The 20,169-nt window shown below is 61.4% G+C and carries 19 protein-coding genes; 15 read left to right on the top strand and 4 right to left on the bottom strand.

Going from position 1 to position 20,169, the window contains the following annotated elements; all coding sequences use genetic code 11:
- Positions 1 to 45 precede the first annotated feature (45 nt).
- The 7 genes from ACODTZ_RS22165 (at position 46) to ACODTZ_RS22135 (ending at position 6,511) form a co-directional block, all read left to right on the top strand.
- A complete protein-coding gene (locus tag ACODTZ_RS22165) occupies positions 46 to 324 on the top strand; it encodes an acyl carrier protein (protein WP_018900650.1) in 279 nt (92 codons plus the stop codon).
- A gap of 222 nt (positions 325 to 546) precedes the next feature.
- Positions 547 to 1,029, top strand: coding sequence for a 3-hydroxyacyl-ACP dehydratase FabZ family protein (locus tag ACODTZ_RS22160; RefSeq protein ID WP_026283376.1), 483 nt, complete (start codon positions 547 to 549; stop codon positions 1,027 to 1,029).
- Positions 1,026 to 2,222: a beta-ketoacyl-ACP synthase gene (locus ACODTZ_RS22155; protein WP_047505456.1), complete on the top strand. Its 1,197-nt coding sequence runs from the start codon at positions 1,026 to 1,028 to the stop codon at positions 2,220 to 2,222. Before ACODTZ_RS22160 ends, ACODTZ_RS22155 begins: the two co-directional genes overlap by 4 nt.
- Positions 2,223 to 2,233: 11 nt before the next feature.
- A complete protein-coding gene (locus ACODTZ_RS22150; protein ID WP_112980534.1) occupies positions 2,234 to 3,520 on the top strand; it encodes a beta-ketoacyl-ACP synthase in 1,287 nt (428 codons plus the stop codon).
- A 120-nt stretch (positions 3,521 to 3,640) separates the two neighbouring features.
- The gene (locus ACODTZ_RS22145; protein WP_047505452.1) at positions 3,641 to 4,669 is read left to right on the top strand and encodes a zinc-binding dehydrogenase; all 1,029 of its coding nucleotides are present in this window, start codon (positions 3,641 to 3,643) and stop codon (positions 4,667 to 4,669) included.
- 4 nt (positions 4,670 to 4,673) lie between these two features.
- Positions 4,674 to 5,606, top strand: coding sequence for a lipid A biosynthesis lauroyl acyltransferase (locus ACODTZ_RS22140; RefSeq protein WP_489028066.1), 933 nt, complete (start codon positions 4,674 to 4,676; stop codon positions 5,604 to 5,606).
- A 170-nt stretch (positions 5,607 to 5,776) separates the two neighbouring features.
- Complete coding sequence (locus tag ACODTZ_RS22135) at positions 5,777 to 6,511, top strand: PAS domain-containing protein (protein WP_181459236.1); 735 nt, start codon at positions 5,777 to 5,779, stop codon at positions 6,509 to 6,511.
- Here the strand turns inward: ACODTZ_RS22135 and ACODTZ_RS22130 are convergent, their stop codons facing one another.
- Both ACODTZ_RS22130 and ACODTZ_RS22125 read right to left on the bottom strand, forming a co-directional pair.
- On the bottom strand, positions 6,512 to 6,865 hold the full coding sequence (locus ACODTZ_RS22130; protein ID WP_489028064.1) for a VOC family protein: 354 nt from the start codon (positions 6,863 to 6,865) through the stop codon (positions 6,512 to 6,514).
- A gap of 9 nt (positions 6,866 to 6,874) precedes the next feature.
- Positions 6,875 to 7,273 (bottom strand): SRPBCC family protein, encoded by a 399-nt coding sequence (locus ACODTZ_RS22125; RefSeq protein WP_113011226.1) that lies wholly within the window; start codon positions 7,271 to 7,273, stop codon positions 6,875 to 6,877.
- Between the two features lie 333 nt (positions 7,274 to 7,606).
- Here ACODTZ_RS22125 and gndA point away from each other — a divergent pair, with 333 nt between their 5' ends.
- A complete protein-coding gene (gene gndA, locus ACODTZ_RS22120) occupies positions 7,607 to 9,037 on the top strand; it encodes an NADP-dependent phosphogluconate dehydrogenase (protein ID WP_489028062.1) in 1,431 nt (476 codons plus the stop codon).
- Between the two features lie 73 nt (positions 9,038 to 9,110).
- Here the strand turns inward: gndA and ACODTZ_RS22115 are convergent, their stop codons facing one another.
- Together ACODTZ_RS22115 and ACODTZ_RS22110 are read right to left on the bottom strand one after the other, a co-directional pair.
- On the bottom strand, positions 9,111 to 9,668 hold the full coding sequence (locus ACODTZ_RS22115) for a cysteine hydrolase family protein (RefSeq protein ID WP_489028060.1): 558 nt from the start codon (positions 9,666 to 9,668) through the stop codon (positions 9,111 to 9,113).
- A 26-nt stretch (positions 9,669 to 9,694) separates the two neighbouring features.
- Positions 9,695 to 10,735, bottom strand: a complete 1,041-nt coding sequence (locus ACODTZ_RS22110; RefSeq protein WP_489028058.1) for a LacI family transcriptional regulator — start codon at positions 10,733 to 10,735, stop codon at positions 9,695 to 9,697.
- A gap of 453 nt (positions 10,736 to 11,188) precedes the next feature.
- Between ACODTZ_RS22110 and ACODTZ_RS22105 the strand changes: the two genes are divergently transcribed.
- The 7 genes from ACODTZ_RS22105 (at position 11,189) to ACODTZ_RS22075 (ending at position 20,095) form a co-directional block, all read left to right on the top strand.
- Entirely contained in the window at positions 11,189 to 12,424 is a 1,236-nt protein-coding gene (locus ACODTZ_RS22105; protein WP_047512382.1) for an ABC transporter substrate-binding protein, read from the top strand.
- Positions 12,425 to 12,644: 220 nt separating this feature from the next.
- Positions 12,645 to 13,550, top strand: coding sequence for a carbohydrate ABC transporter permease (locus ACODTZ_RS22100; protein WP_018900637.1), 906 nt, complete (start codon positions 12,645 to 12,647; stop codon positions 13,548 to 13,550).
- Between the two features lie 4 nt (positions 13,551 to 13,554).
- Positions 13,555 to 14,481, top strand: coding sequence for a carbohydrate ABC transporter permease (locus ACODTZ_RS22095; protein ID WP_047512438.1), 927 nt, complete (start codon positions 13,555 to 13,557; stop codon positions 14,479 to 14,481).
- Positions 14,482 to 14,484: 3 nt separating this feature from the next.
- The gene (locus tag ACODTZ_RS22090) at positions 14,485 to 15,570 is read left to right on the top strand and encodes an ABC transporter ATP-binding protein (RefSeq protein ID WP_018900635.1); all 1,086 of its coding nucleotides are present in this window, start codon (positions 14,485 to 14,487) and stop codon (positions 15,568 to 15,570) included.
- Positions 15,571 to 15,684: 114 nt separating this feature from the next.
- On the top strand, positions 15,685 to 18,150 hold the full coding sequence (locus ACODTZ_RS22085) for a beta-mannosidase (protein ID WP_489028055.1): 2,466 nt from the start codon (positions 15,685 to 15,687) through the stop codon (positions 18,148 to 18,150).
- 41 nt (positions 18,151 to 18,191) lie between these two features.
- Positions 18,192 to 18,953, top strand: a complete 762-nt coding sequence (locus ACODTZ_RS22080; RefSeq protein WP_112980527.1) for a sugar phosphate isomerase/epimerase family protein — start codon at positions 18,192 to 18,194, stop codon at positions 18,951 to 18,953.
- Positions 18,954 to 18,961: 8 nt separating this feature from the next.
- Positions 18,962 to 20,095, top strand: coding sequence for a Gfo/Idh/MocA family protein (locus ACODTZ_RS22075; protein ID WP_489028053.1), 1,134 nt, complete (start codon positions 18,962 to 18,964; stop codon positions 20,093 to 20,095).
- Positions 20,096 to 20,169: the final 74 nt, after the last annotated feature.

The raw sequence follows: 20,169 nt of genomic DNA, 5'->3' as shown, positions 1-20,169 counted from the left end.
ATTTGCCTATGAGGGGGAAAACTATCATTTCCAAGAGGTACAGGCGTGACCGCTACATTCGATAAAGTTGCCGACATCATTGCAGAAACCAGCGAGATCGATCGTGATACGATCACGCCGGAAAGCCATACGATCGACGACCTCGGTATCGACAGCCTCGACTTCCTCGATATCGTTTTCGCCATCGACAAGGAATTCGGCATCAAGATCCCGCTCGAGAAGTGGACGCAGGAAGTCAACGAGGGCAAGGTTTCCACGTCGGAATACTTCGTTCTGAAGAACCTCTGCGCCAAGATCGACGAACTGCGCGCCGCCAAGGCCTGATCGATACGCACAATTTTTTTCTCCGCCCTGTCGCCATTCACCATGGCGGCCGGGCGGTTTTGTTACTAAGTAGGCCCACAGGGTCGCGCTTTGCGAAATCGGCTCCGATTTTCGCAAGGCTCGGTCCTGTCGATTAAAAAATGATAGAGCGTCCTTTGTGCGTCCAATCGGATGCACGGCGCTCTAGCCGACGGCATGTTGCCTGTGCGGCCGGAGGATCCGATGCTCCTGGAATACTTCCAGATGATCGATCGCGTCGAGGCGGTCGACCTTCAGACCAAGACACTCAAGGCACGCTCCGTCGTGCCGGCCAAGAGCCCGGTGTTCGAAGGTCATTTTCCCGGCATGCCCCTTGTCCCGGGCGTGCTTCTCATTGAAACCATGGCGCAGGCATCCGGCATGCTGGTGCTGGCGGCGACCGATTTCGCGGCCATGCCGTTCCTGATGTCGGTCGACGGCGCGAAGATGCGCACCTTCGTCGAGCCGGAGGCAGTCCTCGATATCGAGGCGTTTCTGGAGCACGACGGCTCGGGCTTCGCCGTCACCAAGGCCAAGATCACCAGCGGCGGCAAGAAGGTTTGCGATGCGCAGCTGAAGCTGCGCACCATGCCTTTCAGCGAAATACCGCTTGGTGACATCGTCAAGAAACGCGCCAGTGAAATCGGCCTGATGGATGCAATCGCTGCGCAGGGAGTGAATGGATGAGCAAGGCTCAGAATGATGTCGTCATCACGGGCGTCGGTATCGTAACCTGTCAGGGCGTCGGCAAGGAGCCGCATATCGCGCTGCTCAATGCCGCCGAAGCGCCGAAGACTGTTGTCGAGACCGAGAAGTTCAAGCCCTATCCGATCCATCCGCTGCCTGAAGTGGATTGGTCGCTGCAGATCGCCAAGCGCGGCGATCAACGACAGATGGAAAACTGGCAGCGCATCGGCGTGTTCGCGGCGGGTCTTGCGCTCGACGACGCCGGTCTCAAGGATAATGTCGAAGCCTGCGGCACGATGGATATGATCGTGGCAGCCGGCGGCGGCGAGCGCGACATCAATGTCGACACGCTGATCGTCGACGAAGGCCTGAAGCGCAACGACCGCGAAGTTCTCTTGAACGAGAAGCTTACGACCGAGCTCCGTCCGACGCTCTTCCTGGCGCAGCTCTCCAACCTGCTCGCCGGCAACATCTCGATCGTCCACAAGGTCACCGGCTCCTCGCGCACCTTCATGGGTGAGGAATCGGCCGGCATTTCCGCCGTTGAGACCGCGTTCTACCGCATCAAGTCGGGCGAATCCTCGCATGCGCTGGTTGGCGGCGCGTTTTCGGCCGAACGTCTCGACATGGTTCTTCTGTTCGAGGCGATCGGCTCGCATTCGCGTGGCGACTGGCAGCCCTTGTGGTCGCGCAAGGATGGGGGCATCACCAGCGGCTCGCTCGGCGCGTTCCTGGTGCTCGAATCGCGGGCGCATGCCGAAGCGCGCGGCGCTCATATCTATTCGACGATCTCGTCGATCGAGGGCGATCGCGGCAATCGCGGCGCCGGCAATCTCGAAAAGCGCCTTGAGCGGCTGCTCGAGCCGGCAAAGGGCCTGCCTGCCGAGAGCACGGCGATCTTCTCCGGCTCGTCAGGCATGCCCGAGCTCGCGTCGCGCGAAAAGGCTGTTCTCGAGCATCAGCTGCCGGGTGCTGCCATCCGCGGCTTCGGCGGCGTGACCGGCCATGGGCTGGAGGCGCACTTCACCCTCGGGCTGGCGCTGGCCGCCCTTGCCATCGACGGCGAGGCCAAGGTGCCGGCATTTGATGGCGCCCATGAAAAATCCATGAGTTCAGGCACGAAGGCCGCGGTCGTCACGACGGTCGGGCATCAGCGTGGCGAAGGCGTCGCCGTTCTGTCGGCGGACGCGTGAGGAGCAGGCACATGACGGATCAAGCTTACAAGGATCATCTCGGCCGCCCAATCGTGGCTGTTACCGGCGTCGGCATCATGACATCGCTGGGGCAGGGCCTCAAGGACAACTGGTCGGCGCTGATATCGGGCAAATCCGGTATCCACGACATCAACCGCTTCCCGACGGACGGTCTTTCGACGCGGATCGCCGGCACAGTCGATTTCATTGATGTTCCGGCGCCGAACGCCGTCGAGCGCTCCTACGCATTCGCGCGCGAGACGACGATCGAAGCACTGGCCGATGCCGATATCACTGGCGACTTCAACGGACCGCTGTTTCTCGCAGCACCGCCGATCGAGCCGGAGTGGATTGCCCGCTTCGAACTCGGCGATCGTTCGCCGCCGCCCTCGCAGCCGGGTGACGCTTACGATCGTTTCCTGACGGCGATGCGCCAGCGTCCGGATCCGGCTTTCCATGAGGCGGCGCTGTTCGGTGCCATCTCTGAGCGTCTGGCCGATCGTTTCGGCACGCGCGGTCTGCCGGTGACGCTGTCGACGGCTTGCGCTTCGGGCGCGACCGCGATCCAGCTCGGCATCGAGGCAATCCGCCAGGGCCGCACGAACCGTGCGCTTGCCGTTGCGACCGACGGCTCGGTGAGTGCCGAAGCGCTGATCCGCTTCTCGCTGCTCTCGGCGCTCTCGACGCAGAACGACAACCCGACCAAGGCTTCCAAGCCGTTCAGCAAAGACCGCGACGGCTTTGTTATCGCCGAAGGTGCGGCGACGCTGGTGCTGGAATCGCTGGAATCGGCGATTGCGCGTGGCGCCAAAGTGCTTGGTATCATGAAGGGTGCCGGCGAAAAGGCCGACAGCTTCCATCGCACACGGTCTTCGCCCGATGGTGGTCCCGCGATCGCGACGATCCGCGCAGCTCTTGCGGATGCGGGGATGGATGAAGGCGATATCGGCTACATCAACGCCCACGGCACCTCGACGCCTGAGAACGACAAGATGGAATATGGCTCGATGCTTGCTGTCTTCGGCGACCGCATGGCCTCCATTCCGCTGTCGTCGAACAAGTCGATGATCGGCCATACGCTGACGGCGGCTGGTGCCGTGGAAGCCGTGTTCTCGCTGCAGACGATGCGCACCGGCACGCTGCCGCCGACCATCAACTACACCAACCCGGATCCGGCGATCGTTCTCGACGTGGTGCCGAATGTGAAGCGGGATGCGCAGGTCAACGCCGTGCTTTCCAACTCCTTCGGCTTCGGCGGCCAGAACGCCAGCCTTGTCATGGCGCTGGAACCGGCTTAAGCGGTTTGCGACCATAAATTCCATTGTTGCGGCCGCGCCCGGTAAGGGCCTGCGGGACGCAACAGCAAACATAAACCGCGCATCCGCCGTCCGGCTGGTGCGACCGCGAAGGATTTTGCCATGCGCGCTCTGCAACTGATCGACGACCGCAAGCTCGAGATCACCGATCTGCCTGAACCCGATGCGCCCGGCGCCGGCGAAGTGACGCTGCGCGTCAAGGCGGTCGCGCTCAACCATATCGACGTCTGGGGCTGGCGCGGCATGGCGTTTGCCAAGCGCAAGATGCCGCTCGTCATCGGTGCGGAAGCATCGGGTGTCGTCGAGGCGATTGGCCCCGGCGTGTCCAACGTGCTTCCGGGCCAGCTGGTCGCCGTCTATGGCGCGCGCACTTGCGGTCTCTGCCGTCCGTGCCGCGAGGGTCGCGACAACCTCTGCGAACACGTCTCGGGCGTTCACGGCTTCCACCTCGACGGTTTCGCCCAGGAAAAGGTCAATCTTCCGGCTCGTCTGCTCGTTCCGGCACCTCCCGGCGTCGATGCCGTTGGTGCGGCCGTTGCGCCGGTTACCTTCGGTACCGTCGAGCACATGTTGTTCGACAACGCCAAGCTGGAGCCGGGCGAAACCATTCTCGTCCATGCCGGCGGTTCTGGCATCGGCACGGCGGCGATCCAGCTTGCCAAGAAGATCGGCTGCACCGTCATCACGACAGTTGGCTCCGACGACAAGATCGAGAAGGCCAAGGCGCTCGGCGCCGATCACGTCATCAACTACCGCACGGATCGCTTCGAGGGTGTGGTGCGCAAGCTCACCAAGAAGAAGGGCGTCGACGTCGTCTTCGAACATGTGGGCAAGGATACCTGGGCGGGCTCGATGCTCTGCCTGAAGCGCGGCGGACGTCTCGTCACCTGCGGCTCGACATCGGGCGTCTCGACCGACATGAACCTGATGATGCTGTTCCAGCAGCAGCTGAAGCTGCTCGGCTCCTTCGGCTGCCGCATGGAAAACATGGCCGACGCCATGCAGAAGATGGGCCGCGGCCTCGTGCACCCCGTCATCGACACCGAAGTCAGCTTCGACGATATCGACCGGGCGCTGGAGCGCATGGAATCGCGCCAGATCTTCGGCAAGATCATCCTGAAGATGGATTGATCCCTTGGAGCTGTTCATCACCCGGATCGTCCTGAAACTGGACCATTTTCGCCAGTGGCTGATCGCGCAGGTGATGTTCGGCTTCCTGAATTTCCTGAAGATCTTCCCGGCCGACGGGGCGATCAATTTCATCGACTGGCTGATGCGCAAGATCGGTCCGAAGATGAAGCGCCACAAGCTGATTCTGGCCAATCTCCGCAACGCCTTTCCTGACAAGAGCGAAGAGGAGATCAACGAGATCGCGCTTGGAAGCTGGGCCAATATGGGCCGGCTTGCGGCGGAATACGTGTTTCTCGATCGGTTGTTCGATTTCGATCCCGAAAAGAGCGAGCCGGGCAGGGTGGAGGTGTCGGGGATCCCGATCTTCCTCGATCTCCTGGAAAACCCGCGTCCCTTCATCGTCTTTACCGGCCATACCGGCAATTTCGAGCTGCTGCCGGTCGCCGGTGCCGCCTTCGGCCTCTATGTCAGCGTCCTCTTCCGGCCGCCGAACAATCCCTACGTGGCGCAGAAGGTGTTCGACTTCCGCAGCGCCCGCATGGGCAAGCTGGTGCCATCGCATGCCGGATCGTCGTTTGCGCTCGCCCGCCAGCTCGAAGCGGAGCAGGGGGTGGGTGTGCTTGTCGACCAGAAATTCGGTCGTGGCCTGAAGACGGAATTCTTCGGCCTGCCGGTGAAGACCAATCCTCTGCTCGGAAAGCTGGTGCGCCAGTTCAACTGCGAGGTCTACCCGGCCCGCTGCATCCGCCTTCCCGGCAATCGCTACCGGCTGGAAATCGAGCCGAAGGTCGAACTGCCCCGGGATGAGAAGGGCAATCTCGATCTGACGGCTACGGCTCAGTTGCTGAACGACAAGGTTGAAAGCTGGGTGCGTGAATACCCGGAGCAGTGGCTCTGGTATCATGACCGATGGGAAATCAAGCGACAGATCATGTAGAGGGGAATCCCTCAAATCTTGTCATTGAAAAACAAGCCTTCTTCGTCATTGAACATGAAGTGGCGTCATGTTACCGATTTCTGACAGGAAGGATTATGAACGGTAAAGGTGCCGTCGATGATCATTTATATCGAAGCAATTCCCTCACGGAAATCGGCATGGGAGGTGTCGTGCTCGGGCTTTTTCAGGCGTTCTCGTTGCGATGTTCGCAAATTGACGAGGCTATACGGGTCGGTGATGATGCGCGGGTGAGCAGCCTCGACAGCTCGATCGATGCGCTTATCGACACCATCCTCGGCTATCGCGCCACCAATCTGTTCTACGCGCACATGCAGATGCAGTTCGTCGGCTGCCTGATCGATCAGTATGCCGAAGACAGCGAATCCGTGCGTGAGCATGTGAAGCTGCTTTCCTACCTGATGGAGCAGTATCTCGGGTCGACCGTTCCGCGCTGGCAGATGCCGCCGCTGGAGCGCATGGACCGGGAGCGGGTGTCGGCGCCTGCGGCCTATGTGCCCAATACCGACAACGGCAATTTCCTGAACTCGGCCATCCTCGAATCCCTGCCGGATCGGGTCGCGGTCGTGACCAAGGACTATCGCTACCTCTACGCCAATGCCGCGAGCGCCGCCTACGCCAAGCGCAAGCCGTTTGAGATGGTCGGGCGGCATATCAAGGACGTGCTGGGCGAAGCGCGGTTCGTGGATTGCGTCAAAGAGATGCTCGACGCGTGTTTCGCGGGCGGAACATGCGATCAGATCTATGAACGGCGCGAGGAAAACGTCGTTCAGAAAACACGGTACCGCATGTCACCGCTGCGCGATTCGTCCGGCTATATCATCGGGGCGCTTATTGTCTCGCAGGATGCCGGATCGTCATCGTCGGCGGCCAATCTCGCCGCCTGATCACGCCTTCGTCCACACTGCCAGTTCGTATCCGTCGGGATCGGCGAAGTGGAAGCGGCTGCCGCCCGGGAAGCCGAAGATCGGGCGCACGATCTTGCCACCTGCACCTTCGACCGCTTCCAGCGCGGCCGGCAGGTCATCGGCATAGAGGATAACGAGCGGGCCGCCGGGGCGGGGTGCCTCGAGATTGGTGAAGCCGCCCTTCAGCCGTCCATCGTCGAATTCGCAATAGTTGGGACCGTAGTCGGTGAAGCGCCAGCCGAAAGCCTTGCCGTAGAACGCCTTGGAGCGCTCGATATCGGCGACGTTGAACTCGACATAGTCGATGCGAAGCTCGGTTTTCGTAGATGTCATCGGTGCTTCCTAGATTTCCATCAGCTTCTTCAGCGCCTCGAGATCGCGAGCGACATGCGCCGCGTCGGCCTCGAACTGCTCGTCCGTCATATCCGGCAGCCGCAGCAATGTGAACATCACTTCGCAGCCGTCGCCATTCGGGACGATCCTGAGCGCGTTATAGACGCGCAACCCGTTCGCGATCGTGACGGTATGGTCGAGAACGCCGAATTCGTTGTGGGGAGCGAAGCTCACGCGAACCGTACCGAGAACGCCCTTGGCGATCCAGTCGTCGCCGCTTTTCTCCAGGCCGGATGCAAGGCCAGATGCCCAGAGCGGCATGTTTTCGGGCGCGCCGGCAAAGGCCCAGACGTCCCGCCAGTTCCGCTCGATGGACCTGTGAATGATTCTCGCCGGCATTGTCGCCATCGCTTGCTCCTCCTTCATTTTTGCGAGCGGCTTAACGTCGCATAATGCTCGTGCATCGTTACCGCTTGGACGCCGTCGGCGCCAAAATCGCCGACATCAGGGCCTTGGTGGCAATATGGTTCACTTCGCAAGGGACGCAATACGCGACCGATCCGGGGCGAATCGAACTTGCCGTATGAGCCAGAGAGTGCCACAACACCGGTCCAATTTGACTAAAGCGCCTCGCGATCTTTCAGATTCACTCGTTGCGCTTTAGATCTTTGTTTTACCGCATGTCGTTATCGCAAAACCGCTTCACACTTTTGCGCGACATGCTCTAACCGGAGAGATATCGTGGAAAAGGCAGAAATCGGGCTGATCGGCCTTGCGGTCATGGGTTCCAACCTCGCTCTGAACATCGCGGAAAAGGGCAACAAGATTGCGGTGTTCAACCGTACGCCCGACAAGACGGACGAGTTCTACGAGAGCGCCGGCGATCTGAAGAAGCAGATCATTCCGTGCAAGACGATCGAGGAGTTCGTCGAGGCGATCCGCCCGCCGCGTCCGATCATCATCATGATCAAGGCCGGCGAGCCGGTTGACCAGCAGATGGAGCTGCTGCGTCCGCATCTCTCCAAGGGCGACATCATGATCGATGCCGGCAACGCCAACTTCCGCGACACGATCGCCCGCTTCGATCGCCTCAAGGACACCGACCTGACCTTCATCGGCATGGGTGTTTCCGGTGGCGAGGAAGGTGCGCGTCACGGCCCGTCGATCATGGTCGGCGGCACGGAAGACAGCTGGAAGCGCGTCGAGCCGGTGCTGACCTCGATCGCCGCCAAGTACAAGGGCGACCCGTGCGTGGCCTGGCTCGGCAATGACGGCGCGGGTCACTTCGTCAAGACGATCCACAACGGCATCGAATATGCCGACATGCAGATGATCGCCGAAATCTACGGCGTCCTGCGCGACGGTCTCGGCAAGAGCGCCAAGGACATCTCCGGCATCTTCGGCGACTGGAACAAGGGCCGCCTGAACTCCTACCTGATCGAGATCTCCGAAAAGGTTCTGGCCGCGACCGACCCGATCTCCGGCGGCGCTATGGTCGACATGATCCTCGACAAGGCCGGCCAGAAGGGCACCGGCAAGTGGTCGGCGATCGAAGCGCAGAACATGGGCATCCCGGCAACGGCGATCGAAGCGGCCGTTGCCGCCCGCAGCCTGTCGTCGATGAAGACCGAGCGCGAAGCCGCCGAGAAGATCTTCGGCAAGCCGGAATACGACTTCCCGGTCGCTTACGGTCCCGAGCTCGTCAAGGATCTGGAACTGGCTCTCTTCGCCGCCAAGATCGGCGCCTACGCGCAGGGCTTCGCGGTGATGGCGGAAGCCTCGCGCGAGTTCAAGTGGTCGCTGCCGATGCCAACCATTGCCAAGATCTGGCGTGATGGCTGCATCATCCGTTCGCAGTTCCTCGACGAGATCACCTCGGCCTTCACCAAGGCGCCTGACGTCGCAAACCTGATCGTGACGCCGGCCTTCGCGGACATGGTCAAGGAATCGCTGCCGGCGCTTCGCCGCGTCGTCGGTGCTGCCCTGCAGGCTGGCCTGCCGGTTCCGGCGCTGACCTCGGCGCTCACCTACTTCGACGCCTACCGCCAGGGCCGCGGCACCGCCAACCTGATCCAGGCACAGCGCGACTTCTTCGGCGCCCACGGCTTCGATCGCCTCGACGGCAAGGACTTCCACCACGGCCCATGGGGCAGCGGTGCGGCGACCTTCTAAGGTTCGCTCTCTGAAAATGACAACAGCCGGGCCATTGGCCCGGCTGTTTTGCGTTTATGCCAGTTGAACTGGTTCAGAACTGGATCTCGGCGGCGGGGCGGACAATCGACAGCGCCGATCCGGCATCGAAATCATCCAGCGTCTCGTTATGGTGGGCGACGATCTCGGCGAAGGTCAACGAGCCCGAATCGGCGGTCGTGTGGCCGTCGGCGATCAGGGTGACGTTGTAGCCAAGCGAGACGGCGCGGCGGACCGTGGTGTCGACGCAGAACTGCGACATGCAGCCGCCGACGACGAGATGGGTCACGGAGCGTTCCGTCAGCCGCTCGGCCAAATCAGTCTGGAAGAAAGAGTCGGCGCTCCTCTTGTGAACGACGGTGTCGTCGCTGCCGGGCGCGAGCTCCGGTCTGATTTCCCAGCCTTTCGTGCCGACCGCGAGGCGATGGCCCGGATCGCCGTCGTGCTGTAGGAGGACGACGGGGACGCCGCCATGCCATGCGCGTTCCCTGAGAGCGGCAAGGCGGGCGACGGTCTCATCAAGCGCGGCGTCGATTGATGGCTGCCGTTCGGGCGTGCCTTTGCCCGCAACGATGGCGTTCTGCACATCGATGATGAGGAGAGCCTTGGTCATGCGTTGTCTTTCCTCGTTGACTTCCGTCAGCTGCCCGGTCGTGTCCAGACCGGCTGGCTAACGCTCTGCAGCATTTCCGGCTCGACGCCGTCGATGCGGGCGATGACGGCCTTGGCCATTTCGCGGCCGGCGTGGCGGACGTCTTCATAGGCGGTGATGATCTCCGGGCGGATCCAGTTGAGGATCGGCGCGGATTCCTTCGAGGCCATGTCGACATCGTGACCAAGGCGCTTGCCGGCGGCTTCGATGCCGGCGTTGACGGCGATGGCGGCGCTGCCGGCGAGACAGACGATGCCATCGGGCGCGTTGCTGGAGCGCATCATCGTCTCGACCGCGTTGCGGATCTCGTCCAGCGGTGTGTCGATGGTGACCCGCAGTGGTACTTCCTCGGCGCCGTAGTCATGCAGGCCGGTCTGGAAGCCGATGCGGGTGTGCGTGTAGTAGGTGAGCTTGCTTGGGGGCTGGAGGAGGGCGATGCGCTTGCGGCCGCGCGCGACCAGCTTTTCGACCGCCTGGTGGGCGAAGGCTTCGTTGTCGAAGTCGTGGAACGGATGCATCAGTCCGGCATCGGTGCGGCCATGCGTGGCGAACGGCATGTTGCGCTCGCTGAGCAGGCGCACACGGGGATCGTCGGGCTCGATGCGGGAGATGATGACGCCATCGGCCGAGCCTGTCTCCAGGATGTAGCGCACCGGCAGCATCGGGTCCTTGCTGTGCGAATGCGGCGTGACGACGATGTGATAGGGGGTGCCGGTCAGGACCTCGGAGATGCCGAAGACCAGCTGGCTCGAGAAGCCCATGATCTCCTCGTCGATGCTCAGAACGAGCGCGATGACGTTGGTCTTGCCTGTTCTGAGGCGCACGCCGGCGCGGTTCGGCTGATAGCCGAGCTGGCTTGCCACCATCCGCACGCGTTCCTTGGTCTCCGCGCCGATGTCGGGTGCATCCTTCAATGCACGAGAAACCGTGGTGATGCCGAGGCCGGTCATGAAGGCAATCGTCTTCAGTGTCGGTCTCTCCCGAGATGCCTCGGTCACCGTCGCCCCGAAATTCGCTTTGTTTTTCATCCCTCTAGGCCGTCCTACGCGATTTGGTTCGCTTATAGATGCTTTTCGCAGTGCTGTAAGCCTGAATACACAAATGCCGTTCCCTCCCACGGGCCTTAAAATCTGTAACGTTACAGTGAAAATGTCGAGCGCTTTTTCAGATGGTTCCAACTCAATCACTCTCATTGGTTGAATCGGTGATTTTTGCACGAATTTTTTGCGCATGCGAACGCGATCTGGAAATTATGTCGTGATACCAGTGAAATAAAGTATTATAAAACAGTAGTATAATCGAAGTGTGCAGGTGCACATCGGTTTACTGATCGCTTGTGCAGCCTTGCGGCGACGGTGCCGTTTCGGCAGGCAATGGTAGCAATACATGGTCGAAAAGAAAATTTTAAGGGGTGGCTGTTGCGCGGCAATATCGATTGGCTTAAGTTTTTCCGGCAACGTTTCAGTGAGGGAGGAGAACTCATGAATATTCGTTTGATGGCGGCAGCGCTGTGCGCATCCGTCGCCCTGCCGCTTGGTGCGGCACACGCCACCGATCTCGAAGTCACGCATTGGTGGACCTCGGGCGGCGAAGCCGCTGCCGTGGCCGAACTCGCCAAGGCATTCGACGCAACCGGCAACAAGTGGGTCGATGGTGCCATCGCCGGTTCCGGCGGCACGGCGCGTCCGATCATGGTCAGCCGCATCACCGGTGGCGATCCAATGGGTGCCACCCAGTTCAACCATGGCCGTCAGGCGGAGGAGCTTGTACAGGCCGGCCTGATGCGCGACCTGACCGATGTCGCCACCGCCGAGCACTGGAAGGACATCATCCGTCCGGCAAGCCTGCTCGACAGCTGCACGATCGACGGCAAGATCTATTGCGCGCCCGTCAACATCCACTCCTGGCAGTGGCTGTGGCTCTCGAATGCCGCCTTCAAGAAGGCCGGCGTTGACGTGCCGAAGAACTGGGATGAATTCGTCGCCGCTGCTCCGGCTCTCGAAAAGGCCGGTATCGTGCCGCTCGCCGTCGGCGGTCAGCCGTGGCAGGCAGCAGGCGCTTTCGACACGCTGATGGTGGCGATCGCCGGCAAGGACACGTTCAACAAGGTGTTCAAGGACAAGGACGCCGACGTGGCTGCCGGTCCCGAGATCGCCAAGGTCTTCAAGGCCGCTGACGACGCCCGCAAGATGTCCAAGGGCAGCAACGTCCAGGATTGGAACCAGGCAACCAATCTGGTCATCACCGGCAAGGCCGGCGGCCAGATCATGGGTGACTGGGCGCAGGGCGAATTCGCTCTCGCCGGCCAGAAGGCCGGTACCGACTACACCTGCCTTCCGGGGCTGGGCGTGAACGAAATCATCTCCACCGGTGGTGATGCCTTCTACTTCCCGCTGCTCAAGGACGAAGCAAAGTCGAAGGCGCAGGACGTTCTCGCCAAGACGCTGCTCGATCCGAAGACCCAGGTTGCCTTCAACCTCAAGAAAGGCTCGCTGCCGGTTCGCGGTGACGTCGATCTCGAGGCTGCCAACGACTGCATGAAGAAGGGTCTCGAGATCCTGAAGAAGGGCAACATCGTCGAAGGCACCGACCAGTTGCTTTCGGCCGACAGCCAGAAGCAGAAGGAAGACCTCTTCTCGGAGTTCTTCGCCAATGCCTCGATGACGCCTGAAGACGCACAGAAGCGCTTCGCCGAAATCATCGGCTCCGCCGACTGATCGTCTGCTCGTGCTGCCGCGATCCGGTTTTCCGCCCAGGAACGGGAAGCTGGATTTGCCCTAACCGCCAGCGGCGGCGGGTTCGCGGCAGTGCTTTCCCGATGAGTTCCGGCCGCAGACGAAGCGGCCGGGACCATCCGGGGGCAAGAGACGGGAGCGGTGTCCGGCATCGGCCGCTGCTCTCGGTCAAAAAAGCAAGTGCGTGTCAGGAGGAAACACAATGACGGGTCCAGCGAAAGCCGGCCGGCCAAATCAGTTGCTGCGCAATCTGAATTCCAAAATTGCATCCATCCCGATGATCCTTACCGCCCTGGTCATCTTTCTCGGCGGTACGGTCTGGACGGTGTTCTATTCCTTCACCAACTCGAAGCTCCTGCCAAGGATGAGCTTCGTTGGTTTCGACCAATACAAGCGGCTCTGGGCCGCGCCGCGATGGATCGTGTCCATCGAAAACCTCGCCCTTTACGGCATCTTCTCCCTGATCTTCAGCCTGGTGATCGGCTTTACGCTGGCTGCCCTGATGGATCAGAAGATCCGGTTCGAGAATGCGTTCCGGACGATCTTTCTCTACCCATTCGCGCTGTCCTTCATCGTCACCGGGCTCGTGTGGCAGTGGGTGCTCAATCCTGAATTCGGCGTGCAGTCGGTGGTGCGTTCGCTCGGCTGGACGAGCTTTACCTTCGACCCGCTCTATACGCCGAGCATCGTCATTTACGGCGTGCTGATCGCAGCACTCTGGCAGGGAACGGGCCTCGTCATGTGCCTGATGCTCGCCGGCCTGCGCGGGATTGACGAGGACATCTGGAAGGCGTCGCGCGTCGACGGCATTCCGATGTGGAAGACCTATCTCTTCATTGTCATCCCGATGATGCGTCCCGTCTTCATCACCACGCTCGTCATCATCGCGTCCGGTATCGTCAAGGTCTATGACCTTGTGGTGGCGCAGACATCGGGCGGACCCGGCATCTCGTCGGAAGTGCCGGCCAAGTATGTCTACGACTACATGTTCCAGGCGCAGAACCTGGGGCAGGGCTTCGCCGCCTCGACCATGATGCTGATCACGGTCGCGATCATCATCATTCCATGGGCTTATCTGGAATTCGGGGGAGGGCGTAAACGTGCCTGATACCATCGCTCTCAAGACGGCTGAAGTCGCACTGGCACCGGTCAAGTCCTTCGATGGACCGAACGGCAAGAAGCCGAAGCGCGTGCTCTCGCCGCGCAACATCATGCTCTATGGCACGCTGTTCGTCGCCGCCGCCTACTACCTGCTGCCGCTCTACGTGATGATCGTCACGTCGCTGAAGGGGATGCCCGAAATCCGCATGGGCAACATCTTCTCGCCGCCGATGGAAATCACCTTCGAGCCGTGGGTGAAGGCCTGGGCCACGGCCTGCACGGGCCTCAACTGCGACGGTCTCTCGCGCGGTTTCTGGAACTCGGTCCGGATCACCGTTCCGTCCGTCATCGTCTCGATCGCGATTGCCTCGGTCAACGGCTATGCGCTTGCCAACTGGCGCTTCAAGGGATCGGAGCTGTTCTTCTCGATCCTCGTCATCGGCGCGTTCATTCCCTACCAGGTGATGATCTATCCGATCGTCATCGTGCTGCGTGAAATGGGGATCTATGGGACGCTCACGGGCCTGATCATCGTGCATTCGATCTTCGGCATGCCGATCCTGACGCTGCTCTTCCGCAACTATTTCGCATCGCTGCCGCAGGAGTTGTTCAAGGCCGCGCGCGTCGATGGCGCCGGCTTCTGGCAGATCTTCCTGAAGATCATGGTGCCGATGTCGCTGCCGATCTTCGTCGTCGCCATGATCCTGCAGGTCACCGGCATCTGGAACGACTTCCTGTTCGGCGTCGTCTTCACCCGGCCGGAATACTATCCGATGACCGTGCAGCTCAACAACATCGTCAATTCCGTCCAGGGCGTGAAGGAATACAACGTCAACATGGCCGCAACCATCCTCACGGGTCTGGTGCCGCTCATCGTGTATTTCGTGTCTGGACGTCTGTTCGTCCGCGGCATCGCCGCCGGCGCAGTGAAAGGCTGATCCATGAATTCAAGCGTTTCCATCAAAGACCTTTCGCTGAACTTCGGCGCCGTCAGCGTGCTCAAGGATCTGAACCTCGAGATCAATGACGGCGAGTTCCTGGTGCTGCTCGGCTCTTCCGGCTGCGGCAAGTCGACCCTGCTTAACTGCATTGCCGGCCTGCTCGACATCAGCGAAGGACAGATCCACATCAAGGGCCGCAACGTCACCTGGGAAGAGCCCAAGGATCGCGGCATCGGCATGGTGTTCCAGTCCTACGCGCTCTATCCGCAGATGACGGTGGAGAAGAACCTGTCCTTCGGCCTGCAGGTCGCCAAGATCCCGCAATCCGATATCGACAAACGCGTCGCCCGCGCTTCCGAAATCCTGCAGATCCAGCCGCTTTTGAAGCGCAAGCCGGCCGAGCTTTCCGGCGGCCAGCGGCAGCGCGTGGCGATCGGCCGTGCCTTGGTGCGCGATGTTGACGTGTTCCTGTTCGACGAACCGCTCTCCAACCTCGACGCCAAGCTGCGTTCGGAACTGCGCGTCGAGATCAAGCGACTGCACCAGTCGCTGAAGAACACGATGATCTACGTCACGCACGACCAGATCGAGGCGCTGACGCTCGCCGACCGCATCGCGATCATGAAGAACGGCGAGATCCAGCAGCTGGCCGATCCGACGACGATCTACAACAAGCCGCGCAGCCTGTTCGTCGCCGGCTTCATCGGGTCGCCGTCGATGAACTTCCTGCGCGGCGAGATCGCCAAGCGGGGTGACGCCACCGTCTTCACCGCCAACGGCGTCGATTTCAACGTCGATGCCTATGAGGCGAGTGGTCCGCTGCAGGCGGGCCGGAAGGTGACGCTCGGCGTGCGGCCGGAGCATATCAAGGTCAACGAGAACCTCGGCGCCGAGGTTCATGACGCGACCGTCGATATCGAGGAGCCGATGGGTGCCGACAACCTGCTCTGGCTGAAGCATGCCGGACACACCATGTCGGTGCGTATCAACGGCGCCCGCCGCTTCAGCCCGGGTTCACAGGTCAAGCTCGGCTTCGACATGTCGCTGGCGTCGATCTTCGACGCCGAGACGGAACTGCGCCTTTAGACGACTACGCTGCGGGCGGGGCCGTCCCAAGCGGTTCCGCCCGTTCTTCCAATACCACATTCGGTCGCAGCCCGGTGACGGGTTTTCCCAAGAGCGGCCTGATCGGACAGTGCTATGACATCCTTGCCCACCAACGGGTTCAACCTCGACCTCTCAGGCTCGTGGAAGCTCACCTCCACGGATGGTGAAATCACCGCGCCGATCACGCTTCCCGGCGACGTGCATTCGGCACTCCATGCCGCCAAGCTCATCCCCGACCCCTATTTCGGCCGTAACGAAGAGGTCGTACAGTGGGTGGCGCATCGCGACTGGTCGATCGAGCGCAGCTTCACGGTGTCGGAGCCGGATGGCGACTGGTATCTCGATATCGATTATCTCGACACGGTGGCCGCCGTCTTCATCAACGGCTCGCCGGCGCTTGTCGCCGACAACAGCTTCCGCCGCTATCGCCCGGATGTCAGCAGCCATCTGAAATCCGGCGAAAACACCATCCGCATCGTGCTGCATTCGAGCATCGCGGCGGGTGCCGATCGCCAGGATAAGCAGCCCTTCTACATTCCCTATTCGACCGGCAATTCGCCGATCCCCAACGGCAACATGCTGCGCAAGCCGCAGTGCCATTTCGGCTGGGACTGGAACATCGCGATCGCGCCGCTCGGACTTTACGGCACGGTCGCGCTGCGCCGTCTCGACACCGCGCGCATTGAGCATGTGACGACGCAGCAGGTGCATAATCTCGACGGTTCCGTCGATCTCAAGGTCTCAGCGACGCTGTTCTCTAAAAACCCTGGCATCGTTCCCGTGCATTTCTCGCTCGACGGCGAGCGGGTGCGTCTCGATGTCGGCGTGAGCGCCGGCGAAACGGTCGTCAATCATGTGTTCGAGATCGACAAGCCGCGTCTCTGGTGGCCGGCGGGAAGTGGCGAGCAGGCGCTTTATGCGCTGACCGTCGACCTGCCTTCCGATGCCGTCACCAAGCAGATCGGTCTGCGCACCGTCGAGCTGATCACCACGCCGGATGCCGCCGGTGCCCGTTTCGCGCTGAAGGTCAACGGTCGCGAGATCTTCTGCCGTGGCGCCAACTGGATCCCGGCCGACGCACTGTTTTCGCTGTCCTCGCCCGAGAAGACCGAGGATCTGCTGCAATCGGCGAAGGCCGCCAACATGAACATGATCCGCGTCTGGGGCGGCGGGTTCTACGAGCATGATCATTTCTACGATCTCTGCGACCGTCTCGGTCTCATGGTCTGGCAGGACTTCATGTTCGCCTGCAACCTCTATCCCTCGACCGAGGACTTCCTCGACAATGTCGCGCTTGAGGTCGACTATCAGGTCCGCCGCCTGAATTCGCATCCGTCGATCGCGCTCTGGTGCGGCGACAACGAGCTGGTGGGCGCGCTCACCTGGTTCGAGGAATCGCGCAAGGACCGCGACCGCTATCTCGTCTCCTACGATCGCCTCAACCGGGTGATCGAGCAGGCGATGAAGAAGGCGGCGCCGGATGCGATCTGGTGGCCGTCGAGCCCGGCGTCGGGCTATCTCGACTTCGGCGATGCGTGGCATGCCGACGGCTCCGGCGACATGCACTATTGGTCGGTCTGGCACGAGAACAAGTCGTTCGACAATTATCGGTCGGTGCGCCCGCGCTTCTGCTCGGAATTCGGCTTCCAGTCCTACACCTCGCTGCCTGTTATCAAGATCTATGCCGAGGCCAAGGACATGAACGTCGCGTCGCCGGTTATGGAGCTGCACCAGAAGAATGCCGGCGGCAACGAGCGTATCGCCGGCACGATGTTCCGCTACTTCCGCTTCCCGAAGGATTTCCCGAACTTCGTCTATCTCAGCCAGATCCAGCAGGGTCTCGCGATCAAGACGGCGGTGGAATACTGGCGGTCGCTGAAGCCGCATTGCATGGGCACGATCTATTGGCAGCTCAACGACACCTGGCCGGTGGCCTCGTGGTCGAGCCTCGATTACGGCGGTCGCTGGAAGGCGATGCACTATCTGGTCAAGCGCTTCTTCCAGCCTGTCGCGGTCGCCGCCATCCCATCGGACGACGGCAAGCAAATCCGCTTCTCGCTGGTCAACGACACGCTTGATGACGTCAGCGTCGACCTGTCGATCTCGATCATCGACATGAAGGGCGAGCGCAAGCACCTGAAGGACGTGCAGGCCGTCTGCACGCCTGACGCTGCGGTAACGGCTGCCAGCATCGATGTCTCCGAGATTCCCTCGGGCACGCTGCTTGCCTGGCGCTTCACGGCGTCGAACGGCATGGGCGGCGAGGGGCATTACGTCCACGGCACCTACAAGGCGCTGGAGCTCGAGCCGGCGGGCCTGATGGTCACGCACGAATATGTCGAGGAGGACGGTTCCGTCTGCCTCAACGTCACCGCGAAGGGACTTGCGCTCTTCGTGATGATCGAGACCGAGACCGACGGCAAATATTCCGACAATGCCTTCGATCTGGCGGCGGGCGAGACGCGCCGCATCACCTTCACCCCGGCCACGCCGCTTGCTGATGGCGCCTTGCCGGACTTCCGTTTCTACGACCTGCAATCCTGTCAGTCCGTGGATTGATCCTGATTAAATGAATGGGCACGAGGCCCGAGGAGGATATTATGACGAAACTGAGTTTCCAGCTTTATAGCGCCCGCAACTTCCAGCCCTATTCGGCGATCTTCGAAAAGCTCGGCAAGGCCGGTTATCAGGAAGTCGAAGGCTTCGGCGGCATCTACGCCGATCTCGACGATGCCGGCCTCAAGGGCCTGCGCGCCGAGCTCGACAAGAACGGTCTGACGATGGCGAGCGGCCACTTCAGCCCCGATTTCCTCGACGGCGAAGTGCAGAAGTCTCTGAACATCGCCAAGCTCCTCGGCATGGATTCCATCTATGCACCGCATCTGGCGGCCGATGAGCGTCCGACCGACGGTGCCGGTTGGCTGGCCTTCGGCAAGCGCCTGCAGGAAATGAGCAAGCCCTACAAGGACGCGGGCTACGAGTTCGGCTGGCACAACCACGACTTTGAATTCGTGAAGCTCGCCGACGGCTCGCTGCCGATCGAGCGCATCTTCGAAGGCGCGCCCGATATTTCCTGGGAAGCGGATATCGCCTGGGTCGTTCGTGGCGGTGCCGATCCCTTCGCATGGATCGAGAAGCTCGGTTCCCGCATTACCTCGGCGCACGTCAAGGACATCGCGCCAGCTGGTGAGAACAAGAACGAGGACGGCTGGGCCGATGTCGGCCACGGCACGCTTGATTGGCCGAAGCTCGTCGCGGCGCTGAAGGGCACCAAGACCAAGCACTACGTCGTCGAGCATGACAATCCGGCTGATATCGATCGCCTGATCACCCGCTCGATCGCATCCTTCAAGACCTACTGAGGACCATCATGACCAAGGAACTTGGCGTCGGCATCATCGGATGCGGCAACATCTCCACCACCTACTTTTCGCTGGCCCCGCTGTTCAAGGGCCTCAAGGTCGTCGCTTGCGCCGACCTCAACATGCAGGCCGCCGAAGCCCGTGCCGCCGAATATGGCGTCAAGGCGCAGACGATCGAGGACCTGCTCACCAATGAGGAGGTTGACGTCGTCGTCAACCTCACCATCCCGGACGCACACTTCCCGGTGTCGAAGGCGATCCTGCTCTCCGGCAAGCACGTCTATTCGGAAAAGCCGCTGGTTCTCACCCTTGAGCAGGGTGAGGAACTGCGCCGCATTGCCAAGGAGAAGAACCTCTCCGTTGGTTGCGCGCCAGACACGTTCCTCGGCGGCGCGCATCAGCTCGCCCGCAAGTATATCGACGAGGGCGGCATCGGCCGTGTCACTTCCGGCGCGTGCTATGTCATGAGCCCCGGCATGGAGATGTGGCATCCGAACCCGGACTTCTTCTTCCTGCCCGGTGGCGGCCCGATCCTCGATCTCGGCCCCTACTACATCGCCAACCTGATCAACCTGATTGGTCCGGTGAAGCGCGTCGGCGCGATGACCTCGATGGCGTCGCCGACCCGCACGATCACCAGCGAGCCGCGCAACGGCGAGACGATCCCGGTGAAGACGCCGACGACGATCCAGGCGATCCTGGAATTCGTCAACGGCGCGACCGTCACGCTGACCGCGAGCTGGGACGTCTGGTCTCACCGCCATGCCAACATGGAGCTCTACGGCACCGAGGGTTCGCTCTACGTGCCGGATCCGAACTTCTTCGGCGGCGTGGTCGAGGCGAGCGGCCGCGACAAGGACATCAAGCCGCTCGACGGCTGGGAGCACCCCTTCGGCATCTCCAACCAGGAGAGCCCGCAGGGACCGCGCGCCAACTATCGTACGGCTGGTCTCGCCGACATGGCGATCGCGATCATCGAGGGGCGCGATGCGCGTTGCTCGCTCGATCGCACGCTGCATGGCGTCGACGTCATGACCTCGATTCTGAAGTCGGGCGAGGAAGGCCGCTTCATCGAGCTGACGACGACGTGCACGCAGCCGGCGGCACTCGGCATCGAAGAGGCGCAGGCTCTTCTGAAGTGATTGGCGCTTCTGAAGTGACTGGCACTCTTGAAGTACGTGCCTAAAGGTCTATGGTCCGGCGCGGGCGAGGAGCC

Source organism: Rhizobium sp. FG113 (assembly GCF_057809895.1).
Note: the sequence above shows the minus strand (reverse complement) of the source record. Positions and strands in the feature narration are given on the sequence as shown.

Coding starts and splice junctions, on each gene's coding strand:
- ACODTZ_RS22090 (WP_018900635.1), top strand. CDS start 14,485: ATGAATTCAAGCGTTTCCATCAAAGACCTTTCGCTGAACTTCGGCGCC.
- ACODTZ_RS22075 (WP_489028053.1), top strand. CDS start 18,962: ATGACCAAGGAACTTGGCGTCGGCATCATCGGATGCGGCAACATCTCC.
- ACODTZ_RS22080 (WP_112980527.1), top strand. CDS start 18,192: ATGACGAAACTGAGTTTCCAGCTTTATAGCGCCCGCAACTTCCAGCCC.
- ACODTZ_RS22125 (WP_113011226.1), bottom strand. CDS start 7,273: ATGGCGACAATGCCGGCGAGAATCATTCACAGGTCCATCGAGCGGAAC.
- ACODTZ_RS22110 (WP_489028058.1), bottom strand. CDS start 10,735: ATGAAAAACAAAGCGAATTTCGGGGCGACGGTGACCGAGGCATCTCGG.
- ACODTZ_RS22150 (WP_112980534.1), top strand. CDS start 2,234: ATGACGGATCAAGCTTACAAGGATCATCTCGGCCGCCCAATCGTGGCT.
- ACODTZ_RS22145 (WP_047505452.1), top strand. CDS start 3,641: ATGCGCGCTCTGCAACTGATCGACGACCGCAAGCTCGAGATCACCGAT.
- ACODTZ_RS22105 (WP_047512382.1), top strand. CDS start 11,189: ATGAATATTCGTTTGATGGCGGCAGCGCTGTGCGCATCCGTCGCCCTG.
- ACODTZ_RS22155 (WP_047505456.1), top strand. CDS start 1,026: ATGAGCAAGGCTCAGAATGATGTCGTCATCACGGGCGTCGGTATCGTA.
- ACODTZ_RS22115 (WP_489028060.1), bottom strand. CDS start 9,668: ATGACCAAGGCTCTCCTCATCATCGATGTGCAGAACGCCATCGTTGCG.
- ACODTZ_RS22130 (WP_489028064.1), bottom strand. CDS start 6,865: ATGACATCTACGAAAACCGAGCTTCGCATCGACTATGTCGAGTTCAAC.
- ACODTZ_RS22100 (WP_018900637.1), top strand. CDS start 12,645: ATGACGGGTCCAGCGAAAGCCGGCCGGCCAAATCAGTTGCTGCGCAAT.
- ACODTZ_RS22085 (WP_489028055.1), top strand. CDS start 15,685: ATGACATCCTTGCCCACCAACGGGTTCAACCTCGACCTCTCAGGCTCG.
- ACODTZ_RS22160 (WP_026283376.1), top strand. CDS start 547: ATGCTCCTGGAATACTTCCAGATGATCGATCGCGTCGAGGCGGTCGAC.